Below are 21,875 nucleotides of genomic sequence, written 5' to 3'. Positions count from 1 at the left end.
TTGTGGAAACCTTGCTCTCGATAGACGCATGATGTCGTCCGGCAGATGCATCTGCGGGCTAACAAGCTGTCACACGGCGTGTATAGATCGTTGCAACAAGGCCATGACGTAACGGCAGGGAACGGTAATGACGGACAAGACGGTGAGTGATTCGCCTTTGGGCTCCTCTGGGGACTCAATCGTGTTCGAGGACCTCTTCCGCCAGCAGGGCGAGGCCATGCGGGCCATGTTCGCGCCGCTGGTGCCGGGTGCCGAAGCCGTCTCGACCGACCCTGCCGACCTGCAGCACTGGGCGATGTCGGCAGCCAAGCTGCAGAAGATGTGGCTCGATTTCAGCGCCGAGCAGGCAGGGCAGGTAGAGCCGATGCTGAACAGGCTGGGCGACATCGGCAAGTGGACGCAGACCTTCATGGCCATGGCCGGCCAGCTGCCGATCACCCATGCCGAGACGCAGGCGAAGCTGTGGAACGAAGGCATGGCGCTGTGGGGGTCGGTGATGGGACAGTTCGTCTCGGCCGGAACCGGCAGCAGCGCCGCCCCTGCCCTTCCGCGTCAGGACCGCCGCTTCAAGGACAAGCGCTGGCACGAACAGCCCGCCTTCGCCCTGATCCACCAGACCTATCTGTTTCTCTCGGAAAAGCTCCAGCAGATGGCGGATGAAGCGCAAGGGCTCAGCCCCGAGCGAAAGGAGCAGCTGCGCTTTGCCACCAAGGTGGTGACGGACGCGCTGTCGCCCGCAAACTTCCCGCTGACCAACCCGGTGGTGATCGAGCGGACGATGGAGACGCGCGGCGAAAATCTGGTCAAGGGCGTGGAGCATCTGCTGGATGACCTGCGCAAGGGTCAGCTCACCCACACCGATCCCAACGCGTTCGAACTTGGCCGCAACATTGCGGTGACACCGGGCAAAGTGGTGCACGAGACGCCGCTGTATCAGCTGATCCAGTACACCCCGACCACGGACGAGGTGTTCGAGACGCCGCTGCTTATCTTCCCGCCGTGGATCAACCGCTTCTACATTCTCGACCTCAACCCGCAGAAGAGCTTCATCCGCTGGGCCGTGGCGCAGGGGCTGACGGTGTTCGTGGTCTCGTGGAAATCGGCCGATGCCTCGATGGCGGAGATTGTCTGGGACGATTACGTCTGCGCCCAGATCGAAGCGATCGACCACGTGCGTGCGCGGCTGAAAGTGCCTGCGGTGCATACGATCGGTTATTGCGTGGCCGGAACGACGCTCGCGGCGACGCTGGCGGTGCTTACGCGCCGGGGCGAAGGCGACAAGGTGGCGAGCGCGACGTTTTTCACGGCGCAAGTCGATTTCGATGATGCGGGCGAACTCAAGAACTTCATCGACGATGGCCAGCTCAAGATGCTGGAGAGCCTTTCGACCGACGGTTATCTCGACGGGCGCTACATGGCGGCCACGTTCAACGCCTTGCGCGGGACGGACCTGATCTGGAACTACGTGGTCAACAACTACCTGCTGGGCGAGGACTATCCGGCGTTCGATCTCCTGCACTGGAACGGTGACACGACCAACCTGCCGAGCAAATGGCACAAGGCCTATCTGTGCGATCTCTATCGCGACAACCGGCTGGTGATTCCCGATGCGATGGTGGTCGACAACACGCCGGTGGATCTGCGCCGCATTGCAACACCCTGCTACATTCAGGCCGGGCGCGAGGATCATATTGCGCCGCCGAACAGCGTATGGAAACTGACCCGGCATCTGTCCGGCCCATGGAAGTTCCTGCTGGCAGGGTCGGGCCATATCGCGGGCGTGGTCAATCCACCCGATTCTGGCAAGTACCAGTACTGGCTCAATCCCGATAATCCCTCGACGTTGGAAGAGTTCGTGGCGGGAGCCCGCGAAACCAAGGGAAGCTGGTGGCCAGACTGGATCGAGTGGATCCGCGAGCAAGCTCCTGCGCAGGTTCCGGCGAAGGGCAAGCGCGTTCCCGGCGCACGCGGCGACAGCGTGATCGAAGACGCCCCGGGCCGCTACGTCCGCAGCCGCTGACCCAGCCACCAACAAGTCGGAGTTTATTGCCTCCGTTCCGGAATTTGTGCGCTGCACAAATTTCTTGACATTCGACGTCGAAAACCTATTTTGTGCACTGCAGCAAGAGTGGAAGTGATCCTCGGATCTCGCCGCTCGCGCAAGCAGGAGTTACGATGATGGTTGAAGAAACGAAAGACAGCCTGGCCGAATCCGCCCCCGTGGTGGACGCGCCCGCAACGCTGCCCGACGCGTCCGAAGCCGCACCGGAAAATGCAGTTGCAGAAACGGTCGAAGCGCCGGTTGCCGAACAGCCCAAGGCTGCTCGCCCGCGCAAGGTCCGTGCCCCGAAGGTTTCCGCCCCCAAGGCCGAAACTGCCGTGGCTGCAACCACCGAAGCAGAAGAGCCCGCCGAAACACCCGTGGTGGACGCGGTCGCTGCTCCGGTTGCCAAAGCCGTCACGCCCAATGCGCGCAAGCCCAAGGTCGTGAAGGCCAAGCCCGTGAAACAGGCCGCAAAGCCTGCAATCAAGGCCCGTCCGGCCAAGCCGCCAATGGCGGTTGCACCGGCAGCCGCGGTGAAGCCCGCAACCCAGCGTCCTTTCACCGCCACTCCCAGCGTGAAGAAAGCGAGCGTCAGCCAGTTCAAGGCTCCGGCGCCAAGAAAGGAACTGTTCGCAATGGCTACCACCACCGAAATCACCGAAAAGATGACCGCCGCGTTCAAGGACGCCCAGGAAAAGGCCAAGGCCGCGCTCGAGAAGAGCCAGGCTGCGTTCGGCGATGCCGGCGCCTTCGCCAAGGGTAACGTTGAAGCCGTCGTCGAATCGTCGAAGATCCTCGCCACCGGCCTGCAGGAAATGACCAAGGGCTACGTCGAGGAAACCAAGTCGGCCTTCGAAGCGATGACCGCTGACGTCAAGGAACTGACCACGGTCAAGTCGCCCACCGAATTCTTCGAGAAGCAGTCGGCCCTGCTGCGCAAGAACTTCGACGCTGCGGTTGCCGCAAGCTCGAAGAACAGCGAAGCCATGCTGAAGCTTGCCAACGAGGCATTCCAGCCGATCTCGACCCGCGTCAGCCTCGCGGTCGAAAAGATCAAGCACGCTGCCTGATGGCGTGTGGCGGCGCACCTCGCGCTGCCTGAACGAACAAGGGACCGGACGGCTTTCCGTCCGGTCCCTTTGTCGTATTGGCGCAACTTTTCGTCTGCATGTGCCGACCAACCCCTTCGTGCCCCTTGTGGATGGGGCCCGCGAATGCGATATTCCCGCCATCATGAGCATCATTCGCCCTGACCGAACGGACCTGTCCGCCGCGCCGCTCTGCGCCGGTGACGATGATTCGCGTGGGCCCGGCGGCAATGACCAGATTGGCATCGCCACCAAGACCCGCGCAAAGCCGAAGAAGCCGAGCCAGTTCAAGGTACTGATGCTGAACGACGATTACACCCCGATGGAATTCGTGGTGATGGTGCTCAAGCGCTTCTTCCACATGGATCTCGAGCAGGCCACGCGCGTCATGCTCCACGTCCACCAGCGCGGCGTCGGTGTCTGCGGAATCTTTCCCTACGAGATCGCCGAGACCAAGGTGAACCAGGTGATGGATTTCGCCCGGCAGAACCAGCACCCCTTGCAATGCACGCTGGAGAAGGCCTGACCCCTTCGGGGAGACAGGGCCTGAAAACGGGAAAAGCCGGGTCATTGCCCGGCTTTTGCGATTCTGGAGGCAGGCGAATGAGCCTGCCCGTTGGCGTGAATCAGTGAGATGTTGCGGCGCGGTGCTCCACGCTCTGCCGCGCAAGTGCGCGCAACAAGGCCGCCAACCATGCCATCGGCAGGCTCGCCGCCTCGCGCGAATGGGCGCCGCTGCCGCCGTCGAGGATGACTTGCGCGATGAACGAGCCGTCCTTCATCCGGCCACCGGTGTAGATCGCATCGCGCGGTATCATCGCGATCGCCGCGCTCTCGAACGCGCCGGAGTCGGCCAGAAGTGCGATCCACTCGAGTGCCGCACCCTTGAGTGCTTCTTCCCGCTCGTTTCCGAAATCGGCGAGTTCGCGCAACACGCGATCAAAACCCTGCCGCTGCTCGTGGGGGCCGAGTTGTTCGCACCACTGCGCAAGATCGCCGAGCATGTCCGGGCTAACGTCGTTGCGGCCAAAGCCACTCCACCAGGCGTCTCCGGTTTGCTCATGCGACATCGACTAACCTCCAGATAGGGAACGACCTTTTTCTGCACTATAACTTTCAGATTGGTTTTTCCATACCTTTAGTTAACCTCTTGGCTGTTCTACCGCTTTTCCCTTCCCCATGGCCGAGCATGACGCTAGTCCCTGCGCACGCTCATCGGTGGTTCACCTGCTGTCGGCCAGTCCGGCCGGAGGGGTGACTGTCACGGGCGAGCCAATATGATCGCACGACCAGCTTCATCGTCAGTTTCTTCGCCAGTTTCGTCGGACGACCCAAAGATCCCATAGCGCCATCCACGTGAAACTCCTCACCGCCACCGACCGCTATATCGCCCGGCTCGTCTTCGTGCCGATGCTTTCGGTGTTCGTCCTCGCCGCGTCGCTGCTCGTGCTCGACAAGATGCTCAAGCTGTTCGATTTCGTGGCGACGGAAGGCGGACCGGTCAGCGTCGTGTTCAAGATGCTGGCGAACCTGCTGCCCGAATATGCGAGCCTCGCCATTCCGCTCGGGCTGATGCTTGGCATCCTGTTTGCGTTCCGCAAGCTGGCGATGAGCTCCGAACTTGACGTGATGCGCGCTGTCGGGCTGTCCTACACCCGGCTGCTGCGCGTGCCCTACATGTTCGCCATCGGCCTTGCCGCGCTCAACCTCCTTATCGTCAGCTACCTCCAGCCGTTGTCGCGTTACTACTACGAGCAACTGCAGTTCGAACTGCGCTCGGGCGCGCTCGGGGCGTCGATCAAGGTGGGCGAGTTCAATTCGCTGCAGGACCGCACCGCACTGCGCGTGGATTCGAGCCGTGACGAGGGCCGCGACCTGCGCGGCATCTTCGCCCGCCTGCAGACGTCCAATGGCCAGGTCATGGTCATCTCTGCTCGCGAGGGCCGCTTCTTTGCCAACAAGGAAAGCCCGGACACTGTGATCCTGCGGCTGACCGACGGGCAGATCGTGCAGGATGGCCCCGGAATCGCTTCACCGCGCGTGCTGACCTTTGCCAGCCATGACCTGCCGATCGACCTGCCCAAGATCGAGCAGTTCCGACAACGCGGCGATGCCGACCGGGAATACTTCCTGCCCGAACTGCTGCAAATCGGCTGGAATGACCGCTATTCCGAAGAGATCCGGAACCAGTCCAAGGCAAGCCTGAATTACCGCCTGGTCGAGGTTGTGATGATGTTCCTCTTGCCGCTGCTCGCGGTGGCATTGGCTGTGCCCCCCAAGCGCTCGACCTCGGCGCTCGGGGTGTTCTTGTCGATCGTGATGGTGGTCGCTTATCACAAGGTCAACCAGTATGGGCAGGACGTTGCCAGCCTCGGGCGGATCGATCCGGTGGTGGCGCTGTGGGGGCCGTTCGTGATGTTCTCCGCGCTGATCCTGTGGATGTACTGGCGCATTGCCTATGTCCCTGGCGGTCAGCCGATCGGTGCGCTCGAAACCGGCTTCGGCAAGATCGCGCGATCGCTGCGCAAGCTGTTCGAGCGCAAGCGCCTGCCGGGCGAAGTGCCCGTTGCACAGGAAGACGCCGCCCATGCAGCTTGAATTCTTCCCCTCGCCAACGCTCGCCCGCTACATCGGCAAGATGTTTGCGGTGCGTATCGTGGCGGTGCTGCTGATGCTGGTGCTGGTGCTGCAGATGCTCGATCTGCTGAGCGAGAGCGGAGACGTCCTGGCAGCCCCGGGCAACGGGCAGGCAGAGCTGCTGACCTACGTTTCGTTGCGCATGCCGCAGTTGATCAGCCGGTTTCTGCCCTATTCGGTGCTGCTGGCAACGATCATCACGCTGATGACGCTGAACCAGAACAGTGAGGTCATCGCGATGAAGGCCGCAGGTCTTTCGGCGCACCAGGTGCTTGCGCCGCTGTTCCTCGTGGCAGCCGCGACATCTGCGGTGACATTCGCGTTCAACGAGCGGATCGTTACGCGCTCCACCGCGACGCTCAAGGCGTGGCAGAATGTGGATTACGGGCCGATCCCGAAGGAATCCGCGATCAAGTCCAACGTCTGGCTGCAGGACGGGCCCAACATCCTGTTCGCACGCTCGGTCGCGGGCGAGGGCAAGGCGATGCGGATGGAAGGGGTCAGCTGGTATCGCCGCGACCCCACCGGCATGGTCACGGAAATCGTCACCGCACCGTCTGCCGCCTACGTGAGCCCCGGCTGGAAATTCAAGGCGCCGGTGATGTTCGACGTGCAGAGCGCGCGAAAGACGCCGCTGGGCCACGACGAGATCTTCGCCAAGACGGTCGAGCCGGTGCAGGTGACGATAAGCCGGGTCGATGCTGACGCTGAATCGCTGACGCAGTTGACCGGCTCGCGCGCCGCGATCCGTGAGGCGGGCTTCCGCACCACCGAGCTCGACGGCAAGTGGTGGCACAAGCTCTCGGGGCCGCTGTCAGCACTGCTGATGCCGCTATTGGGTGCGGTCGCCGCGTTCGGTCTGGCCCGTTCCGGCCACCTGTTCGTGCGCGCTGTGATCGGCATGGCGCTGGGCTTTGCCTACTTCGTGTTCGACAATGCCGCACTCGCGATGGGCAACTTCGGCGCTTATCCGCCGCTGCTCGCCGCATGGGCCCCCTTCGTGCTGTTCCTGCTGATCGGAGAGACGGTGCTTATTCGCACCGAGGAATAGCCCCTAAAATTAGTTATTGCTAATTTTCGATATTCCTAATATATGGAAGCCATGACGCTTCCATCCATCACGCCCGCCAAAGCCAAAGCGCTGCTCGACGACGGCGCACGGCTCATCGACATCCGCGACGCCGACGAACATCGTCGGCAGAACATTCCCGGCGCTGCGAACATGCCGCTGGCTTCGCTGGAGCCCGTTTCCGGTCATCCTGCGGTGATCTGGCATTGCCGCTCCGGCATGCGCACCGCGGCCAATGCATCGCAGCTTGCCGCGATGTCGGCCTGCCCCGGCTACATTCTCGAAGGCGGCATTGACGGCTGGCGCGCGGCCGGACTGCCGGTTGCCACCGACGCCAAGGCTCCGCTGGAGATAATGCGGCAGGTGCAGATCGTGGCAGGCCTGCTGATCCTCGCAGGCGTGATCCTGTCACTGACCGTGGCGCAAGGCTTTGTCCTGCTCTCGGGCTTTGTCGGTGCAGGACTGCTGATGGCAGGCGTTACCGGATGGTGCGGCATGGCGCGGCTGCTTGTCGCCATGCCATGGAACCGCAGAGTCGCCTGATCAGCGCGGCATCATCGTACTGCGCGCCAGCCGTCCGACGAGCGGAAGCAAGCCACTGTAGTTGCCCTTCTGATAGGTCGAATCCGCGCCCAGATGCTTGACAATCCGGCGGTGCGCCTCGGCCAGCGAGTGATAGGGCATCGAGGGCAGGAGGTGATGCAGCGCGTGGTAGCGCAGGCCAACCGGTGCCCACAGCGGCGCGAGCGCGGCAGGCGGCGGCACGTTGACCGAATCGAGGTATTGCCCGGTCACGGTCATCGCCTCGCCCTCGTTCTCCCACAGATGCGCAACAAGCGTGCGGATCTGGTTGAGCAGCGCGGTCAGCGAAATCACTGCAATGCCGATCAGCAGCGGCCGCCAAGAATGCGTCGCGCTCCACCACACCACCAACAGCGCCCAGGCGGAACACCCCAGTTCCTGCCAGAACACCATCCGCGCGAAGTCTCCCTCAGGCGGACGGCGGCGGAATTCGGGGTTGATCGACAGCGCCGAGGCGCGTTCCCACACCAGGCGGCGCAGCGGCGGGATCACGGCGCCGAGCGGCACCAGCACTGCCGAGCGGATCAGCAGACCGATCGGCAAGAGCAGTGCCACAAGAGCAAACACCGGCAACGACCACGGCTTCATCAAAGCCAGCGGCAGGTACTCGGGATCCTCTGCCGTGCCATAGCGCGTGCGCGCGTGGTGCAGGGTGTGCACGCCTTCGTACATCAGCGAAGGCGTGAGCATCGGGATGCCGACCAGCAAGTTCCAGCCAAAGCGGAAGCCGGGCAGGGCATTCTTGTGGATATGAGTCAGCTCATGGATGAACAGCAGCGCCCGGTAGAGCGCCAACGCCGCAACCACGCCCGAAAGCGTCGCTGCCAGCGGGTTGTCGATCAGGATCGCTCCAGCCAATGCGGCATAACCGAGTGCGGCAGAGCCGAGCATGTCCGGCCAATAGATATCGGGGCGTGCCGTCGCGATATCGCGCGTCAGCTCAACCGCTGAACGCAGCATTTCCTTGTCATCAGGCGTGCCAGCAAGGCCGCGCGGCAGCGACGGGGCAGTTGCATTGGCCGAAGCGGAAGAACCAACGGCTGCGGGGGTATCAAGCGTCTCGGTCGCAATCATGCCACAAATTCCAGTAAGACCCGTATCTGGCCGGCTTGGTCCGGCTTTTGCACCATGCTTTTGCCATCGGGCGACCCCACCTGCGCCCCGTGGCTTGACAATGCGCCGGTCCGGACCGCAGTCCTCCCGGCGAAACCCCGCTTACCCGCAAACAAAGGCAAGATCGTGGCTCAAGGCGAAGTAATCATCACTCCCGTTTCCGGCAAGGCTGACCGCAAGGCCTTCGTCGATATCGCCTATCGCCTGAATGCCGCCGATCCGAACTGGGTTCCGCCGCTGCGCATGGAAGCCGAAGAGCTGATCACTCCGGGCAAGAACCCGTTCTTCGAGCACGCTGACGTCCAGCTGTTCCTCGCCCGCCGGGGTGGCGCGGTCGTGGGCCGTATCTCGGCGCATATCGACCACCTGGCCACTGCGATGGACCCCTCGCAGGGCATGGGCCCGGGCACTGGCAACTGGGGCCTGCTCGAAGCTGAGGACGAAGCAGTAGCGCAGGCGCTGATCGCCCGTGCCGAGTCTTGGCTGCGCGAAAAGGGCATGACCCGCGTCCTGGCCCCGCTGTCGATGTCGATCTGGGAAGAGCCCGGCCAGCTGACCAGCGGCTTCGACCATCCGCCGACGGTTATGATGGGCCACCAGCCCAAGCGTTATGACGACTACATCAAGGCGCTCGGCTATCACCCGGCCAAGACGCTCAACACTTATGAGCTGGACATCACGAAGGACTTCCCGCCGCTCATCCAGCGCATTGTCCAATCAGGCCAGAAGAACGCCAAGATCCGTATCCGAAACGTCGACCGGTCGAAGTTCGACTCGGAAGCGGCGCTGATCCTCGACATCCTCAACGATGCCTGGTCGGACAACTGGGGCTTTGTTCCCTTCACCGACACCGAGATCAAGTACGCCGGCAAGAAGTTCAAGCCGATCGTGCGCGAGGACCTCATCATGGTCGCCGAGTACGAGGGCGAGCCGGTGGCGTTCATGATGACGCTGCCCGACCTCAACGAGGCGATCAAGCCGATGGGCGGCAGCCTGTTTCCGTTCAACTGGGCCAAACTCCTGCTATGGCTGCGCAAGCCCCGCGTGCGCACGATGCGCGTGCCGCTGATGGGTGTGCGCAAGCGGTTGCAGGCCTCGCGCCTTGCCAGCCAGTTGGCCTTCATGATGATCGAGGCGATCCGCCAGAACTCTATCCGTGAATATGGCGCAACGCGCGGCGAGATCGGCTGGATCCTCGAGGACAACCAGGGGATGAACGCCATCGCCGAAGCGATCGACAGCCACGTCAACAAGACGTACTTGATCTACGACAAACCCCTGTAAAACAGAACTGCAGGGCGGAACTGAAGGCCCGGCCACGGCGTTCGGATGAACGGCTGGTCATGGCCATTCACGGGAACAGGTCAACGGTGCCAACCACGCGACAAGACCGCAGCAGCGCAAACAAGCGCAAGCCCTTGCGCGCGCTGGGCCATGCCCTCGTCGTCGAGGATGACGCGCTGGTTGCCATGGACATCGCCGAAGCGCTGGCCGAGGCCGGCGCGGAGCCGGTGGTGACGTGCGCCAGCGTTGCCGAGGCGATGATCCAGCTGGAACTGGCGGCGCCGAGCCTGCTCGTGCTCGATGTCCACCTTGCGGATCGTGACGATGGCTGGGCGCTGGCCGAACTTGCCATCCAGCTGGCGCAAAGCCCTCCGCTGATCGTGTTCACCACCGCGACTCCGTCGTCCATCCCGGCTTCGGCTGCCGGACTCGGCCATGTCCTGGCAAAGCCCTTCCGGACCGAAGCGCTGATCGGGCTGATCGAGAAGGAGCGGCCTGCGGGCCTGTTCGGCCGCATTCGCCACGCGCTCTCGGGGCAATAGCCACCCCAAATCAGAAACCCCGGCCGTGCCATGTGACACGACCGGGGCCGATCTTACCGAAAAAAGGTCCCCGACGTTTCCATCGGGGACCTTTCGGGATCGTATCACCAGCCGCTTGGACGGGAGGGGGGGTCTCGGCGGTGACAATAGATAAACGAGCGTCCCCGAGGCAGGTTCCCTGACTGCGAAAATTTTTTAATTCAATAAAATCAACATCTAGATATAAGGCCGCGAAGAAAAAACGCTGCCATCGATCTTGGCGAAGGCGCGTGCGGCGGCAATGTCGGGGATCCGGATCGCGCTCAGCGTCCAGTCCACCAGCCCGAAGCGGCGGAGCGCCTGCATCGTCCGATTGGTATGGACCAGCGACAGGCCGAGCATGTCGGCGATCTGTCCCTGCGTGACCGTCAGGGTCAGCACGCCGTCAGGCGCCATGCCGGTATCGATCCCTCGCTGGACCAGAAATACGGCCAGCGCCGCCATCCGTTCGCGGGCATTGCGCTGGCCGAGCGAAACCAGATGTTCCTCAAGCGCCGCTTCCTCGTGCGCGGCCAGCCAGGTCAGGTCGAACGACAGGCGCGGCTGCTGAGCGACGAGATCGAAGAACCGCTCGCGCACGAAAGTGCACAAGGTGACATCGGTCATCGCTTCGACCGCATGCCCCATTTCGGCATCGAGTGCCCCCTGCAATCCGATGAAATCGCCCGGAAACATGAAGTTTATGATCTGGCGGCGGCCATCCTCGAGCAGGCGCGAGCGCATCAGCACGCCGGACAGCACGGTATAGAGGAACCGCGGGCGCGTGGCCTGGGCATAGACCTGCTCGCCCCGGGCAAAGCGCATGTCGCCATGGCGGAACGAGGCGATCCAGTCGCGCACGTCGGGCGGCGGCTGGCGCAGCCCCTCGCAATCGGCAAGCGGGCACGTGCGACATGGCTGGCCGCCGTTCACCACGAGGCGCCCGTTGCCCGCGTGGTCCTGCCGCTCTTCCAGCACGCTCTGCGCGAGTGCCGTCCCCAACTGCGGACTGCCGTCATTGTCGTCCCTGCCCATTCCGTCTCCATGCTCACAACACCAGGTCTGTCAGTGCTGCTATGTCAAATGACAGGGTTGGTTCCCGGAATGTGCCCTAAGCACCCGTCCATGAACGAAGAAACGGGAACGAATGCCGATGACGCCTGCGGCCAGCGCGTTGTGCTGGTGGTGGAGGACAGCGTTCTCGTAGCAATGGCCATCGAGGACGCGCTGAACGAGCGCGGGTTGCAAGTGATCGTTGCGGCGACGCTGGCGGCGGCAGAGCAGATGGTCGAGCGCAATGCACCCGACCTCGCCCTGCTCGACCTTCAGCTTCCGGACGGGCTCTCTCTCGATCTGGCATGCCGGTTGCGCGATGCAGGATGCACCGTGGCGATCACGTCAGGCCTCGATTCCGGCGCCGTGCCCGACAGCCATCGCTTTGCCGTGCAGTTCCGCAAGCCGACTTCCCCGGACCTTCTTGCCGATTGGGCCGTTGCGTCTTTGAAGGGCGGCATGAAAACAGATACGTCGCCCCTTGAGGCCTCGAGAATTTGCTCTTGTTCCCGTCCGGGAACCGGATGACGATGTCACGCGTTGGAACGCACGATACTGTCCGGGAAGGGGTACGAATGTCTCTGGGTGCCAAGGTTGCCAATCAACTTCCTTATCTTCGCCGTTATGCCCGTGCGCTGACGGGAAGCCAGAATGCCGGTGACTCCTTCGTGCGCGCGACGCTTGAGGCAGCACTGGCCGACGACGAGTTGCGCGCAACGATCGGCGAAGGCCGTCCGCAGCTCTACCATGCGTTCAATCGCGTCTGGTCCACCGCCTATGTCGACATCGCAGACCGCTCGGCATCGACGCTCGGCCAGCACGAGGCCGCCGCGCAGGAGCGCCTCGCTTCGATGACGCCCGCCAATCGCCAGGCCCTGCTGCTGACCACGCTGGAAGACTTCAGCATTGAAGAAGCCGCATACATCATGGGCCGCGATCCTTCGGACGTGGAACTGCTGGTGCAGGATGCCATTGCCGAAATCGATCGCGAATCGGCAACCTCGGTCCTCATCATCGAAGACGAGCCGCTGATCTCGATGCAGCTCGAAGACCTCGTTCGCTCGCTTGGCCACGACGTCTGCGGCATGGCCGCCACGCGTACGCAGGCTCTCGAGATCGTGCAGCGCGAGCAGCCGGGCCTGGTGCTGGCCGACATCCAGCTTGCCGATGGCAGCTCGGGCCTTGATGCGGTGGACGATATCCTGCGCATCGGATCGGTGCCGGTCATCTTCATCACCGCCTATCCGGAACGCCTGCTCACCGGTGATCGCCCCGAGCCGACCTACCTGATCACCAAGCCGTTCCAGGAGCAGACCGTGCGGACCGCGATCAGTCAGGCGCTGTTCTTCGGGTCAAGCCGACCGCTCTGAACGGATATCGCGATTGTTCCATGCAAAGGCGCGGCGTCAGCTGCGCCTTTCGCGTATGGAGAAGTCGCCGCGGCGGCGGACCGGGATCAGCAGGGTGCAGCGCACGCCTTCAGGTTCAAAGCTGAGATCGACGGGGTTGCGCAGTTCGTGCGCGACGATCTTCTCGATCAGTTCGGTGCCGAAACCGCGCTTGCGCTGCAGGTCCGGATCGATGACCGGGCCTCCGCGTTCCACCCATTCGATCCGCGCAAGGTTTTCGCCCGCCATTTCCCAGCGGATCGAGACGCGCCCGCCCTCCACGCTCAGCGCACCGTACTTGGCGGCGTTGGTGGCCAGTTCGTGAATTGCGAGCCCCAGCGACAGCGCGTCATTGGGTGCCAGCTCCACTTCCGGGCCGTTGATGTCGAGATGGCGCTGCGTATCCTGCGCATAAGGCGCGAGTTCGGCCTTCACCACCAGCATGACCGGCGTGGTGCCCCAGTCCGACTGGGTGAGCAGGTCGTGCGTGGCAGACAGCGCGCGGATGCGGTTCTCGAGACTGTCGGCGAACTCGGCAAGGCTCGTGGCGCGCCGGCGCGTCAGCGAGACAATCGACAACACGTTTGCCAGCGTGTTCTTCACCCGGTGGTTGAGCTCGCGAGTCAGGGAATTGCGGATCGAAGACTGCTGCTCGAACCAGGCCAGCGCAATCCGGTCCTCGACGGCCTGCTGGGTCAGGAGCCGGGCAAGCACCAGCAGCAGCGTCGCCACGAGCAGGCCGAAAAGCAGCGACATGACCGACATCATCGACAGCATCGGCGTCGCCTGAGCCTCGATCTCCAGCATGAAACGGTGATCGGCAATGTCGATGGCCCGTCGGACCCGTTTGCCCGATCCGTTGGCCGTGGCAATCTCGGCCATCAGCCGGGGGCCGCTCGCGTCTTCGTCGTAAAGCCGCACGCCGGCACCGCCGAGGTGGTTCACGTCGATGGAGGATTCGAGGAACCGCTGGGCATTGAACGGCGAATAGACGTAGCCACGCAAAGTATGGTCGCTGCCAGTCGATTCAATCGCGAAGACCGGCATGTACACAAGGAAACCCGCCGCATCGGCAGACTGTCCTTCCTGCTGCAACACCACCCGGCCCGTCGCTGTGGGCTGTCCCGACCGCTCTGCCGATTTCATGGCGGCACGGCGGACCGGCTCGGAGAACATGTCGAATCCGGTGGCGCGGCGATTGCGTGCCGTGTCCGGTTCGATGAACATCACCGGGACCACAAAGGGCCGATCTTCAGGCGGCACCGGCCTGACTGCAAAGTCCGGAATGCCGCCTTGCCGGATGATCGCCTCGACGGTCGGAATGTCCTCGCGCCGCACCTTCATCGCCCAGCCGATGCCGTCCGAGCCGACATAGCGCCCATCGAGATGGAGCTGGCGAATGAAGGTCCGGAACAGCGGTGCCTCGACCATCTGCTGCGTGGCGAAGAGCGCGGCGCTCGACCGCAGGTAGGCAGCGTTCGCGTTTGACCGACGCTCGAGACCCGAGGCGACGGCCTGTGCGGTCTGTGCCGTTAGCGCCGCCTGCCTGCGATCCTCGGCAGTCTCGATCGCGAAAACGCTGAGCAGCGCTACCGCCATGGTCAGCCCGAAGATGCTGACCGGCACACCACGGGGGAAACGCTCGTACCAGCGCGGGACGAGCTTCTTCTGGGCAAGAAGCTTCTCCATCGCGTCCCGGTATTCCTTTCCCTCGCAGCCAAGCCCGGAACGCCAGGCCCGAACGAACCCGCTCCTACTGTTGCAACCTGTATCCGGCCGAAAATGCTCCGCATGTGCGAAACAGCCATTGCCGGACGACATCTCGGGAACCGACGGCGGACAATATCGTTCCACAACGAAACCACGCACCGATTGCATTTTCCGCCTCGTGAGGAAGGCTGCTCAGCAGGCTCTTCCCGGTGGCGGGACCGGTGCCGTATCAGGTACGCATCTGCCGCGCCCTTGCGGTCGTTTTTGGATTTTTCCCTGGAGGGGGAGGCGTTGTCAGAGCGAATGTCGAAAGAAAAACCGATGAATCCCGGTCAACAACGACGGAAGGGTGGCAAGCCCCGCCCGCCGGAATGGGCAGACGGGCTCAAGCGCCTCTATGATTCCGTGCTGGACGAGCCTCTCCCGGACAGCTTTGCGCAACTGCTCGACAAGCTGGACGATCCGTCCAATGGCTGATCCCGAGCCCACGGCGGCACATGCGCCAGAGGACAAGTCCCCTCGCCCCGCAGCCGATCCCGCAACCTTCAAGCGCGAGCTGACGGGCGTCATCCCTCACTTGCGCGCTTTTGCCCGCGGCCTGTGCGGCCGCCCCGATCTCGCCGACGATCTCGTTCAGGAAACGCTGCTCAAGGCCTGGGCCGCGCAGGAGCGGTTCGAGCCCGGCACATCGATGCGCGCCTGGACTTTCGTGATCCTGCGCAACGCCTACCTGACCGACATGCGCCGCAACCGATTCCGCGCAGACTACGATGAAACCGTTGCCGAGCGCATCCTCGTGGCGCCTGCCGCGCAGGAAGGCCCGATGCACCTGTCGGACATGCACCGCGCCCTGCTGACCCTGCCGCCCGAGCGCCGCGAAGCCCTCCTGCTGGTGGGTGCCGGAGGCTTCAGCTATGAGGAAGCCGCACAGATCTGCGGTTGCGCCGTGGGCACGATCAAGAGCCGCGTCGGCCGCGCCCGCGCCGCACTTTCGCAGATGATCGAGAGCGGCCAGATCCCGCGCCGCAGCACCAAGGACGCGGTTGCGCACTCGGCCATCATGACCGAGCTCGAAGAAACGGTGCAGGCAGGCGGCCAGCACTGACGCAGGCAGGCGATCTTGCGAAAGGATCGTACATGCCACAGTTCCCGCACAAAACGTCGCTTGTCCCATGCCGACCCCTTGATCGGCGCGGGACATGGGTGAATGGAGAAGGGCAACTCCAGCCAGGCGCACGCCGTTGAATCACCAGTCGATGCCCGATCTGCCAAGCCTGCCCGCCGATCCGCCTGAATCGACAGACCAGCGCGCGCGGTTGCAGTCGGCCATCGTGCTGCTGCTTGGCCTCGGCCTGTTCCTGTCGCTGCCTTTCGTCCTGTCGATCGGCTCGGTGGTGTTTCTGCCGCCGGTGACTGCGATGATCTTCACCATCGTGCTTTCGCCTTTGGCAGACCGGCTGACCCGCCTCGGCCTGCCGAACATGCTCGCCTCGCTGATCGCGATCCTCGCGCTGGTCGCGGTGGTGCTGCTGGCGCTGCTGCTGATCCTGCAACCGGCGTTCGTGATGGTCGATCAGGTGCCTGCGCTGGCGCGGCAGGTGGCACGACGCTTTGCCGAGTTGCGCGGCAATCTTTCATGGATCGCCGACGTCAACCGCCAGCTTGCCAGGATCACCGGGCACACCGCGCGGGAAGTCGTCGTGGCCAGCCCTTCAGTGATCGAGCAGGTCGCCTTCGCCACTCCCAGCGTGATCCTCGAAACGCTGCTGACCCTGCTGATGACGTTCTTCATGATCGAATCGCGCATCCGCATGAAGCGCCGCATCCTGCTTGACCGTCACTCGTTCAACGCTTCGGTCAAGCTCGCCCGCGTGCTGCGCGACGTTCAGGAGCGCGTGGCGAGCTACATCCTGACGGTTGCGCAAGTGAACTTCGGCGTCGGCGTGCTGGTATCGCTCGGCGCATGGGGCTTCGGGATGAGCGCGCCTGTCATGTGGGGCGGCCTGGCCTTTGTCCTGAACTTTCTGCCCTACCTTGGCCCACTGGTGATGATGGGACTGCTCGGGCTCGTCGGGCTGGGCACCGCTTCGAGCGTGGCTGTCGGCCTGATCCCGATGCTCGCCTATCTCGGGCTCCACGCCGTCGAATCGAACGTCGTCACACCTTCGATCCTAGGCGCGCGCTTCACGCTCAACCCCGTCGCGATCCTGCTGTCGATCAGCTATTTCTCGTGGATCTGGGGCGTGCTCGGCGCGCTGCTGTCAGTGCCGATCCTGCTGACGATCTCCGCCCTGCTCGATCATATCGGCCGACCCAATCTCGTCGGCTTCCTGTTCGGCGAAGCGCTGTTCGAACCGGCCCGCCTGTCCGGCATGGACGAAGACGGTATCGGAGACGGGCCGGCGGAAGAGGCAGTTCAGCCCGGATAAGTCCAGTTCCCATCGCGGCCGAGGTTCTCGGCGGCAAAAGTCCAGTTCAGGTGCCTGTCGATCACCGCCTTGAGATATTCGGGGCGGAGGTTCTTGTGATCGAGGTAATAGGCGTGCTCCCACAGGTCGATCACCAGCAGCGGCTTCGCATCACCCGTGACGAAAGTCGCCGCATCGTGCGTCTGCTCGACCGCCAGCTTGCCATCGCGCCCGACCAGCCACACCCAGCCCGAGGCAAAGTGCGCCGCGCCCTGTGACGCCAGTTCCTCGAGCAGGCGGTCGAGCGAACCGAACGCACCGTCGATCGCCTCGGCAAGTGCGCCCGTCGGCTCGGCTGATTCGGGCGTCAGACTGTTCCAGTAGAACGCATGGTTCCAGCTCTGCGCAGCATTGTTGAACAGGCCCTTGTCGCCCTTGGCCTGCGCCGCTTCGATGATCTGTTCGAGGCTGGCCTCGGCAAGATCACCGCCGTCGATGGCGGCATTGGTCTTGTCGACATAGGCCTTGTGATGCTTGCCGTGATGGGTCTGCAGCGTCGTCGCCGAGATGGATGGCTCGAGCGCGGTATCGGCATAGGGCAGCGGGGGAAGGGAAATTGCCATGGGTATCAACGTCCTCGGGTAGAGATCTGCGTCGCAGACCAACGCCAAGGGGCCGGATTGGTTGCCGGATTTCCCGTTGATTTTTATGGAGTTGCAGTTGCAATCAGCGCGCCTCTTCGCCGTGCGCGCGATCCACGGCAGCGGTCACCGCAACGTCCATGGTCACGTTGCCGAGCGTGCGCATCAGATCCGGCAGAACCTCGACCGCCACCAGAATCGCCAAAGGTTCCACCGGCAGACCCATCGCGATGGAAATCGGCCCGATCGAGGTCACGAAGCTGATTGCGCCAGGCAGACTCACCGCGCCAAGCGTGGTCAGCGTCGCCACCACGAACCCTGCCAGCAGCATCGATGGCGTGACCGGAATGCCGAACCAGTGCGCCACGTAGATTGCCACGGCGAAGTTCATCGCAGGACCCGTGGCGCGGAACAGCGCGACCGCCAACGGCATGACAAGGTCCGAAGTCTGGTCCCGCACGCCAAGGCGGCGGCATACGGTGAGCATCGCCGGAAGCGTCGCCAGTGAAGATTGCGTCGACAGGGCCAGCGCCTGCGCCGGAAGCACCGCCCGCGCAAACTCGCCCAGCCCCTTGCGCGCGCCGAACACGGCAACGCCATAGGCGGCAAGGAAGATCACGGTGCCCGCCGACGTCACCACCAACACATAATGCGCCAACGCGCCGATGGCCGAGGTGCCGCTTTGCGCGGCGACGGCAATGCTCAGACAGAACACGCCGATGGGCGCTGCCAGCAGAACCCAGCCGATCACCACCAGCATCGCGTTGGCCACGGCCTCGAAGAACGTGGCAAGCGAGCGCCGCTGCGCATCGGCAATCCGGGTGGCGGCAAGGCCGAACACGGCGGTGAACAGGATAACCGGAAGGATCTGATCCGCCGCTGCCGATTGCAGCACGTTGGTCGGCACCAGCGATTGCAGGAACGCGCCAAAGCCGGGAACCGTTGCCTTGTCATGAATCTGCGCGACGCTGGATCGCAGCGCTTCGGCCGCGGCGCGCGGCATCGGAAACACCGACAGGATGCCCGGCACCAGCAGCGCCGCCATCGCGCTGCCGCTGGCAAGGATCGTGAAGAAGAACAGCAGCGCACGCCGCGCCAGCGCGCCTGCTTGTGCGGCAGCTACGGTCTGCGCGATGCCGGTAAACAGAAGCGAGACCACCAGCGGCACGATCGTGGCACGCAGGGCGTTCAGCCAGAGCGTGCCGATCGGCTGCGCCACCAGCAGGACCGGATCGAGCAGCGCAGGCTGGAAAAAGGCCAGCGCAAGGCCAAGGCCCAGTCCACCGACAAGCGCGGCAAAGATCCAGCCGGCACGGATGGTGGGAATGGGTGAAGCCGCTGCTGCACCTTTGGTTTCAGGCTCTGCGCCCGTATAGTCAGTTTGGTTCATGCGCTGGTGACAATATTGGTGTACGCGGGCAATGCAACGCTGCTGCCAGAATCAAGGCAGCAATATCAACACGGGACGTTTCATGGCACGCAAGTTCTTCGGCACCGACGGTATCCGGGGCCGGACCAATGCCGGCGTTATGACTGCCGCCACCGCAATGAAGGTTGGCCAGGCCGCCGGCACCTATTTCCAGCGCGGTGACCACCGCCATCGCGTGGTGATCGGCAAGGACACCCGCCTTTCCGGCTACATGATGGAAAGCGCGATGGTCGCCGGGTTCACCTCCGTGGGCATGGACGTCGTGCTGCTTGGGCCGATGCCGACGCCTGCCGTCGCCATGCTCACCCGCTCGATGCGCGCCGATCTTGGCGTGATGATCTCGGCCAGCCACAACCCGTTCGAGGACAATGGCATCAAGCTGTTCGGCCCGGACGGCTTCAAGCTCTCGGACGACGCTGAGCTCGCCATCGAGGCCATGCTGGTGCAGGACCTTCCTCTTGCCGATGCCACGCAAGTCGGTCGCGCCCGCCGCATCGAAGATGCACGCGGCCGCTACATCCACGCGGTCAAGGCCAGCCTGCCCGACAATGTGCGCCTCGATGGTCTGCGCATCGTGATCGACTGTGCCAATGGCGCGGCCTACAACGTCACGCCTTCGGCCCTGTGGGAGCTGGGCGCGGAGGTCATCGCCATCGGCGTCGAGCCCAATGGCAAGAACATCAACCTCAATGTCGGTTCGACCCACCTCGACGCAATCAAGGCCAAGGTGCGCGAAACCCGTGCCGACATCGGCATTGCCCTCGATGGCGACGCCGACCGCCTGATCGTCGTCGACGAGAAGAGCCAGACCGTGGACGGCGACCAGATCATGGCCCTGATCGGCACGCAGCTTGCCGCACGCGGGGAACTGCGCGGCGGCGGGGTGGTGGCCACGGTCATGTCCAACCTCGGACTCGAACGCTGCCTCAATGGTCAGGGCCTGACGCTCGAACGCACCTCGGTGGGTGACCGTTATGTGCTCGAACGCATGCGCGAGGGCGGGTTCAATGTCGGCGGAGAACAGTCGGGCCACATGATCCTGACCGACCATGCCACGACGGGCGACGGGACGGTGGCGGCGCTGCAGGTGCTTGCCGCAATGGTTGCAGGCGGAAAGCCCGCAAGCGAACTGCTGCACCAGTTCGATCCCGTGCCGCAGCTGCTCAAGAATGTCCGGTTCGCAGGTGGCAAGCCGCTCGAGCACAAGACGGTCAAGGAAGCCATCGCCGATGCCGAGGCTCGCCTTGCAGGCAGGGGTCGCCTGGTCATCCGCCCGTCGGGCACCGAGCCGGTAATCCGGGTCATGGCCGAGGGCGACGATGCGGGCGAGGTCGAAGCGGTGGTGGACCAGATCTGCAACGCCGTGCGCAAGGCTGCCTGATGCTGGAAATGCGCCCCGATTGCGAACGCTGCGGCACCGATCTCCCGGCCGAAGCCCCCGGTGCGTTCATCTGCTCGTTCGAATGCACCTTCTGCGCGGAATGTGCAGAGGGGCTGGATGATCGCTGCCCCAACTGCGGCGGCGAACTGATGGATCGGCCGACGCGGGCAAAGGCGCTCCACGCCAAGCATCCGCCCTCAGTCGAGCGCAAGTTCAAGGGATGAACGCCCCGCCGCGTATCCTCTCTATCGCAGGTTCGGACTCCGGCGGCGGCGCAGGCATCCAGGCTGACATCAAGACCATCACCATGCTCGGCGGCTATGCGATGACCGCCATCTGCGCCCTGACCGCGCAGGACACGACTGGCGTCCACGCCGTGGTGCCGGTCGATCCTGCCATGGTCGCAGCACAGATCGATGCCTGCGTGAACGACCTGGGTGTCGATGCTGTGAAGATCGGCATGCTGGGCTCACCGGAAATCGCCGCCGTGGTCGCGGACCGTCTCGAACGCCTGTCAGTGCCGATCGTGTTCGATCCGGTGATGATCGCCACAAGCGGCGCAGCGCTGGCCGATGCGGCGACGGTCGCCGCCTTCGAACGCCTGATGCGGATCGCCACGCTGACCACGCCCAACGTGCCCGAACTCGAAGCTTTGGGTGGCGACTCCGCGATGCAGGCACGCGGCATCGCGTACATCGCCAAGGGCGGCGACGCGCAGGGGCCTGATGTGATCGACCGTCTGGTCGTGCCGGGGCAGCCTGAGCGCGTCTGGACCGCCCCGCGTATCGAGACGCGCCACACTCACGGCACCGGCTGCACCATGTCGAGCGTCATCGCGACGTTCCTCGCCAGCGGCGCATCGCTCGACGAGGCGGTGGAAGACGCGCGCGAGTTCGTCCGCGCCGCCCTCCTTGCCGCGCCCGGCTTCGGCAAGGGCCATGGCCCGCTCGGCCATCAGGCGGTGCGCTGATCCCATTGCTCGCGGGTCAGCGCAAAATAGACGCTGTCACACCACTCCTCACCCACCTGCCAGGTCCGCGCCTGCCGGTGCGTCTCGGCAAAGCCAAGCCGCTCCAGCAGCTTCATCGAGGCCTTGTTGCGCGGATCGACATCGGCCTGGATGCGCTGCAGGTTGTGAACGGCAAAGCCGCGCTCGACCACAGCGCCAACCGCCTCGCGCGCGAGGCCCTGCCCCCAGACCGCCGGATCGAGCATGTAGCCGATGTCGGGAAAGCGGTAGAAGCCCGCCTTGCCGATCACACGGCCTTCAAGTTCGACGATGAAGTCCTCGCCCTCGCACGGCTGGATTGCGGCCATATTGGTCAGCCATTCGGCCGTCTGCGCCTTGCTGTCATGCGGCGGTGTCGACCAGTACGCCATCGCACGCGGCTGGCACATGATCGCGTGCATCGCCCCGAGGTCCTCCTCGGGGCGCACGGGGCGCAGGATCAGCCGCGCAGTCCGGATCATCTTGTCAGGCACCTGGCC

23 protein-coding genes are annotated in these 21,875 nt (G+C 63.9%); 16 read left to right on the top strand and 7 right to left on the bottom strand.

Annotation, left to right across the window (positions count from 1 at the left end; genetic code table 11):
- The first annotated feature begins 127 nt into the window (after positions 1–127).
- From ACZ1JW_RS07705 to clpS, 3 genes are all read left to right on the top strand, one after another.
- Complete coding sequence (locus ACZ1JW_RS07705) at positions 128–2,020, top strand: PHA/PHB synthase family protein (RefSeq protein WP_465124088.1); 1,893 nt, start codon at positions 128–130, stop codon at positions 2,018–2,020.
- Between the two features lie 155 nt (positions 2,021–2,175).
- Entirely contained in the window at positions 2,176–3,114 is a 939-nt protein-coding gene (locus tag ACZ1JW_RS07700) for a phasin family protein (protein ID WP_465124089.1), read from the top strand.
- A 163-nt stretch (positions 3,115–3,277) separates the two neighbouring features.
- Positions 3,278–3,658, top strand: coding sequence for an ATP-dependent Clp protease adapter ClpS (gene clpS / locus ACZ1JW_RS07695; RefSeq protein ID WP_465124090.1), 381 nt, complete (start codon positions 3,278–3,280; stop codon positions 3,656–3,658).
- Between the two features lie 100 nt (positions 3,659–3,758).
- Here clpS and ACZ1JW_RS07690 read toward each other — a convergent pair whose 3' ends face one another.
- The gene (locus ACZ1JW_RS07690) at positions 3,759–4,202 is read right to left on the bottom strand and encodes a hypothetical protein (RefSeq protein WP_465142542.1); all 444 of its coding nucleotides are present in this window, start codon (positions 4,200–4,202) and stop codon (positions 3,759–3,761) included.
- A 286-nt stretch (positions 4,203–4,488) separates the two neighbouring features.
- On the opposite strand from ACZ1JW_RS07690, the gene lptF reads away from it, so the two are divergent.
- Genes lptF through ACZ1JW_RS07675 form a run of 3 tightly spaced genes read left to right on the top strand, consistent with a single transcriptional unit; the run spans position 4,489 to position 7,381 of the window.
- Positions 4,489–5,730 carry an LPS export ABC transporter permease LptF gene (lptF, locus tag ACZ1JW_RS07685; protein ID WP_465142541.1) on the top strand — a complete coding sequence of 414 codons (1,242 nt, stop codon included), beginning with the start codon at positions 4,489–4,491 and terminating at the stop codon, positions 5,728–5,730.
- Complete coding sequence (lptG, locus tag ACZ1JW_RS07680; protein ID WP_465142540.1) at positions 5,720–6,820, top strand: LPS export ABC transporter permease LptG; 1,101 nt, start codon at positions 5,720–5,722, stop codon at positions 6,818–6,820. Before lptF ends, lptG begins: the two co-directional genes overlap by 11 nt.
- 51 nt (positions 6,821–6,871) lie before the next feature.
- Positions 6,872–7,381, top strand: a complete 510-nt coding sequence (locus tag ACZ1JW_RS07675; protein WP_465142539.1) for a rhodanese family protein — start codon at positions 6,872–6,874, stop codon at positions 7,379–7,381.
- Here the strand turns inward: ACZ1JW_RS07675 and ACZ1JW_RS07670 are convergent, their stop codons facing one another.
- The gene (locus ACZ1JW_RS07670) at positions 7,382–8,494 is read right to left on the bottom strand and encodes a fatty acid desaturase family protein (protein ID WP_465142538.1); all 1,113 of its coding nucleotides are present in this window, start codon (positions 8,492–8,494) and stop codon (positions 7,382–7,384) included.
- A gap of 165 nt (positions 8,495–8,659) precedes the next feature.
- Between ACZ1JW_RS07670 and ACZ1JW_RS07665 the strand changes: the two genes are divergently transcribed.
- Positions 8,660–9,817 (top strand): N-acetyltransferase, encoded by a 1,158-nt coding sequence (locus ACZ1JW_RS07665; RefSeq protein WP_465142537.1) that lies wholly within the window; start codon positions 8,660–8,662, stop codon positions 9,815–9,817.
- 86 nt (positions 9,818–9,903) lie between these two features.
- Entirely contained in the window at positions 9,904–10,359 is a 456-nt protein-coding gene (locus ACZ1JW_RS07660; protein WP_465142536.1) for a response regulator, read from the top strand.
- Positions 10,360–10,575: 216 nt separating this feature from the next.
- Here the strand turns inward: ACZ1JW_RS07660 and ACZ1JW_RS07655 are convergent, their stop codons facing one another.
- A complete protein-coding gene (locus ACZ1JW_RS07655) occupies positions 10,576–11,412 on the bottom strand; it encodes a Crp/Fnr family transcriptional regulator (RefSeq protein ID WP_465124099.1) in 837 nt (278 codons plus the stop codon).
- A 90-nt stretch (positions 11,413–11,502) separates the two neighbouring features.
- On the opposite strand from ACZ1JW_RS07655, the gene ACZ1JW_RS07650 reads away from it, so the two are divergent.
- Both ACZ1JW_RS07650 and ACZ1JW_RS07645 read left to right on the top strand, forming a co-directional pair.
- Positions 11,503–11,958, top strand: coding sequence for a response regulator (locus ACZ1JW_RS07650; protein WP_465142535.1), 456 nt, complete (start codon positions 11,503–11,505; stop codon positions 11,956–11,958).
- A gap of 47 nt (positions 11,959–12,005) precedes the next feature.
- A complete protein-coding gene (locus ACZ1JW_RS07645) occupies positions 12,006–12,800 on the top strand; it encodes a response regulator (protein ID WP_465124101.1) in 795 nt (264 codons plus the stop codon).
- A 36-nt stretch (positions 12,801–12,836) separates the two neighbouring features.
- On the opposite strand, the gene ACZ1JW_RS07640 is transcribed toward ACZ1JW_RS07645, so the two are convergent.
- Positions 12,837–14,507: a CHASE domain-containing protein gene (locus ACZ1JW_RS07640; RefSeq protein ID WP_465142534.1), complete on the bottom strand. Its 1,671-nt coding sequence runs from the start codon at positions 14,505–14,507 to the stop codon at positions 12,837–12,839.
- 324 nt (positions 14,508–14,831) lie between these two features.
- On the opposite strand from ACZ1JW_RS07640, the gene ACZ1JW_RS07635 reads away from it, so the two are divergent.
- The 3 genes from ACZ1JW_RS07635 to ACZ1JW_RS07625 all read left to right on the top strand — a co-directional run bounded on the left by ACZ1JW_RS07635 (position 14,832) and on the right by ACZ1JW_RS07625 (position 16,957).
- Complete coding sequence (locus ACZ1JW_RS07635; protein WP_465142533.1) at positions 14,832–15,005, top strand: NepR family anti-sigma factor; 174 nt, start codon at positions 14,832–14,834, stop codon at positions 15,003–15,005.
- Positions 14,998–15,633: a sigma-70 family RNA polymerase sigma factor gene (locus ACZ1JW_RS07630; protein ID WP_465124105.1), complete on the top strand. Its 636-nt coding sequence runs from the start codon at positions 14,998–15,000 to the stop codon at positions 15,631–15,633. The genes ACZ1JW_RS07635 and ACZ1JW_RS07630 overlap by 8 nt, the downstream gene beginning before the upstream one ends.
- 151 nt (positions 15,634–15,784) lie before the next feature.
- On the top strand, positions 15,785–16,957 hold the full coding sequence (locus ACZ1JW_RS07625) for an AI-2E family transporter (RefSeq protein WP_465142532.1): 1,173 nt from the start codon (positions 15,785–15,787) through the stop codon (positions 16,955–16,957).
- On the opposite strand, the gene ACZ1JW_RS07620 is transcribed toward ACZ1JW_RS07625, so the two are convergent.
- A complete protein-coding gene (locus ACZ1JW_RS07620) occupies positions 16,945–17,559 on the bottom strand; it encodes a superoxide dismutase (RefSeq protein ID WP_465142531.1) in 615 nt (204 codons plus the stop codon). The two genes, ACZ1JW_RS07625 and ACZ1JW_RS07620, sit on opposite strands and share 13 nt — an antisense overlap.
- A 103-nt stretch (positions 17,560–17,662) precedes the next feature.
- Complete coding sequence (locus tag ACZ1JW_RS07615) at positions 17,663–18,967, bottom strand: dicarboxylate/amino acid:cation symporter (RefSeq protein ID WP_465142530.1); 1,305 nt, start codon at positions 18,965–18,967, stop codon at positions 17,663–17,665.
- A gap of 82 nt (positions 18,968–19,049) precedes the next feature.
- Here ACZ1JW_RS07615 and glmM point away from each other — a divergent pair, with 82 nt between their 5' ends.
- The 3 genes from glmM to thiD are packed head-to-tail and all read left to right on the top strand — an operon-like array spanning position 19,050 to position 21,357.
- Positions 19,050–20,387: a phosphoglucosamine mutase gene (gene glmM / locus ACZ1JW_RS07610; RefSeq protein ID WP_465142529.1), complete on the top strand. Its 1,338-nt coding sequence runs from the start codon at positions 19,050–19,052 to the stop codon at positions 20,385–20,387.
- Positions 20,387–20,611 (top strand): DUF1272 domain-containing protein, encoded by a 225-nt coding sequence (locus tag ACZ1JW_RS07605; RefSeq protein WP_465124110.1) that lies wholly within the window; start codon positions 20,387–20,389, stop codon positions 20,609–20,611. Before glmM ends, ACZ1JW_RS07605 begins: the two co-directional genes overlap by 1 nt.
- On the top strand, positions 20,608–21,357 hold the full coding sequence (gene thiD, locus ACZ1JW_RS07600) for a bifunctional hydroxymethylpyrimidine kinase/phosphomethylpyrimidine kinase (protein ID WP_465142528.1): 750 nt from the start codon (positions 20,608–20,610) through the stop codon (positions 21,355–21,357). The genes ACZ1JW_RS07605 and thiD overlap by 4 nt, the downstream gene beginning before the upstream one ends.
- On the opposite strand, the gene ACZ1JW_RS07595 is transcribed toward thiD, so the two are convergent.
- Positions 21,342–21,869, bottom strand: coding sequence for a GNAT family N-acetyltransferase (locus ACZ1JW_RS07595; RefSeq protein WP_465142527.1), 528 nt, complete (start codon positions 21,867–21,869; stop codon positions 21,342–21,344). The two genes, thiD and ACZ1JW_RS07595, sit on opposite strands and share 16 nt — an antisense overlap.
- Positions 21,870–21,875 lie beyond the last annotated feature (6 nt).

The sequence above is a fragment of the Novosphingobium sp. BL-A-28-Hi1-0D genome, assembly GCF_055521755.1.
The sequence above is the reverse complement of the archived record's forward strand: the minus strand, read 5'-3'. Positions and strand labels throughout refer to the sequence as shown.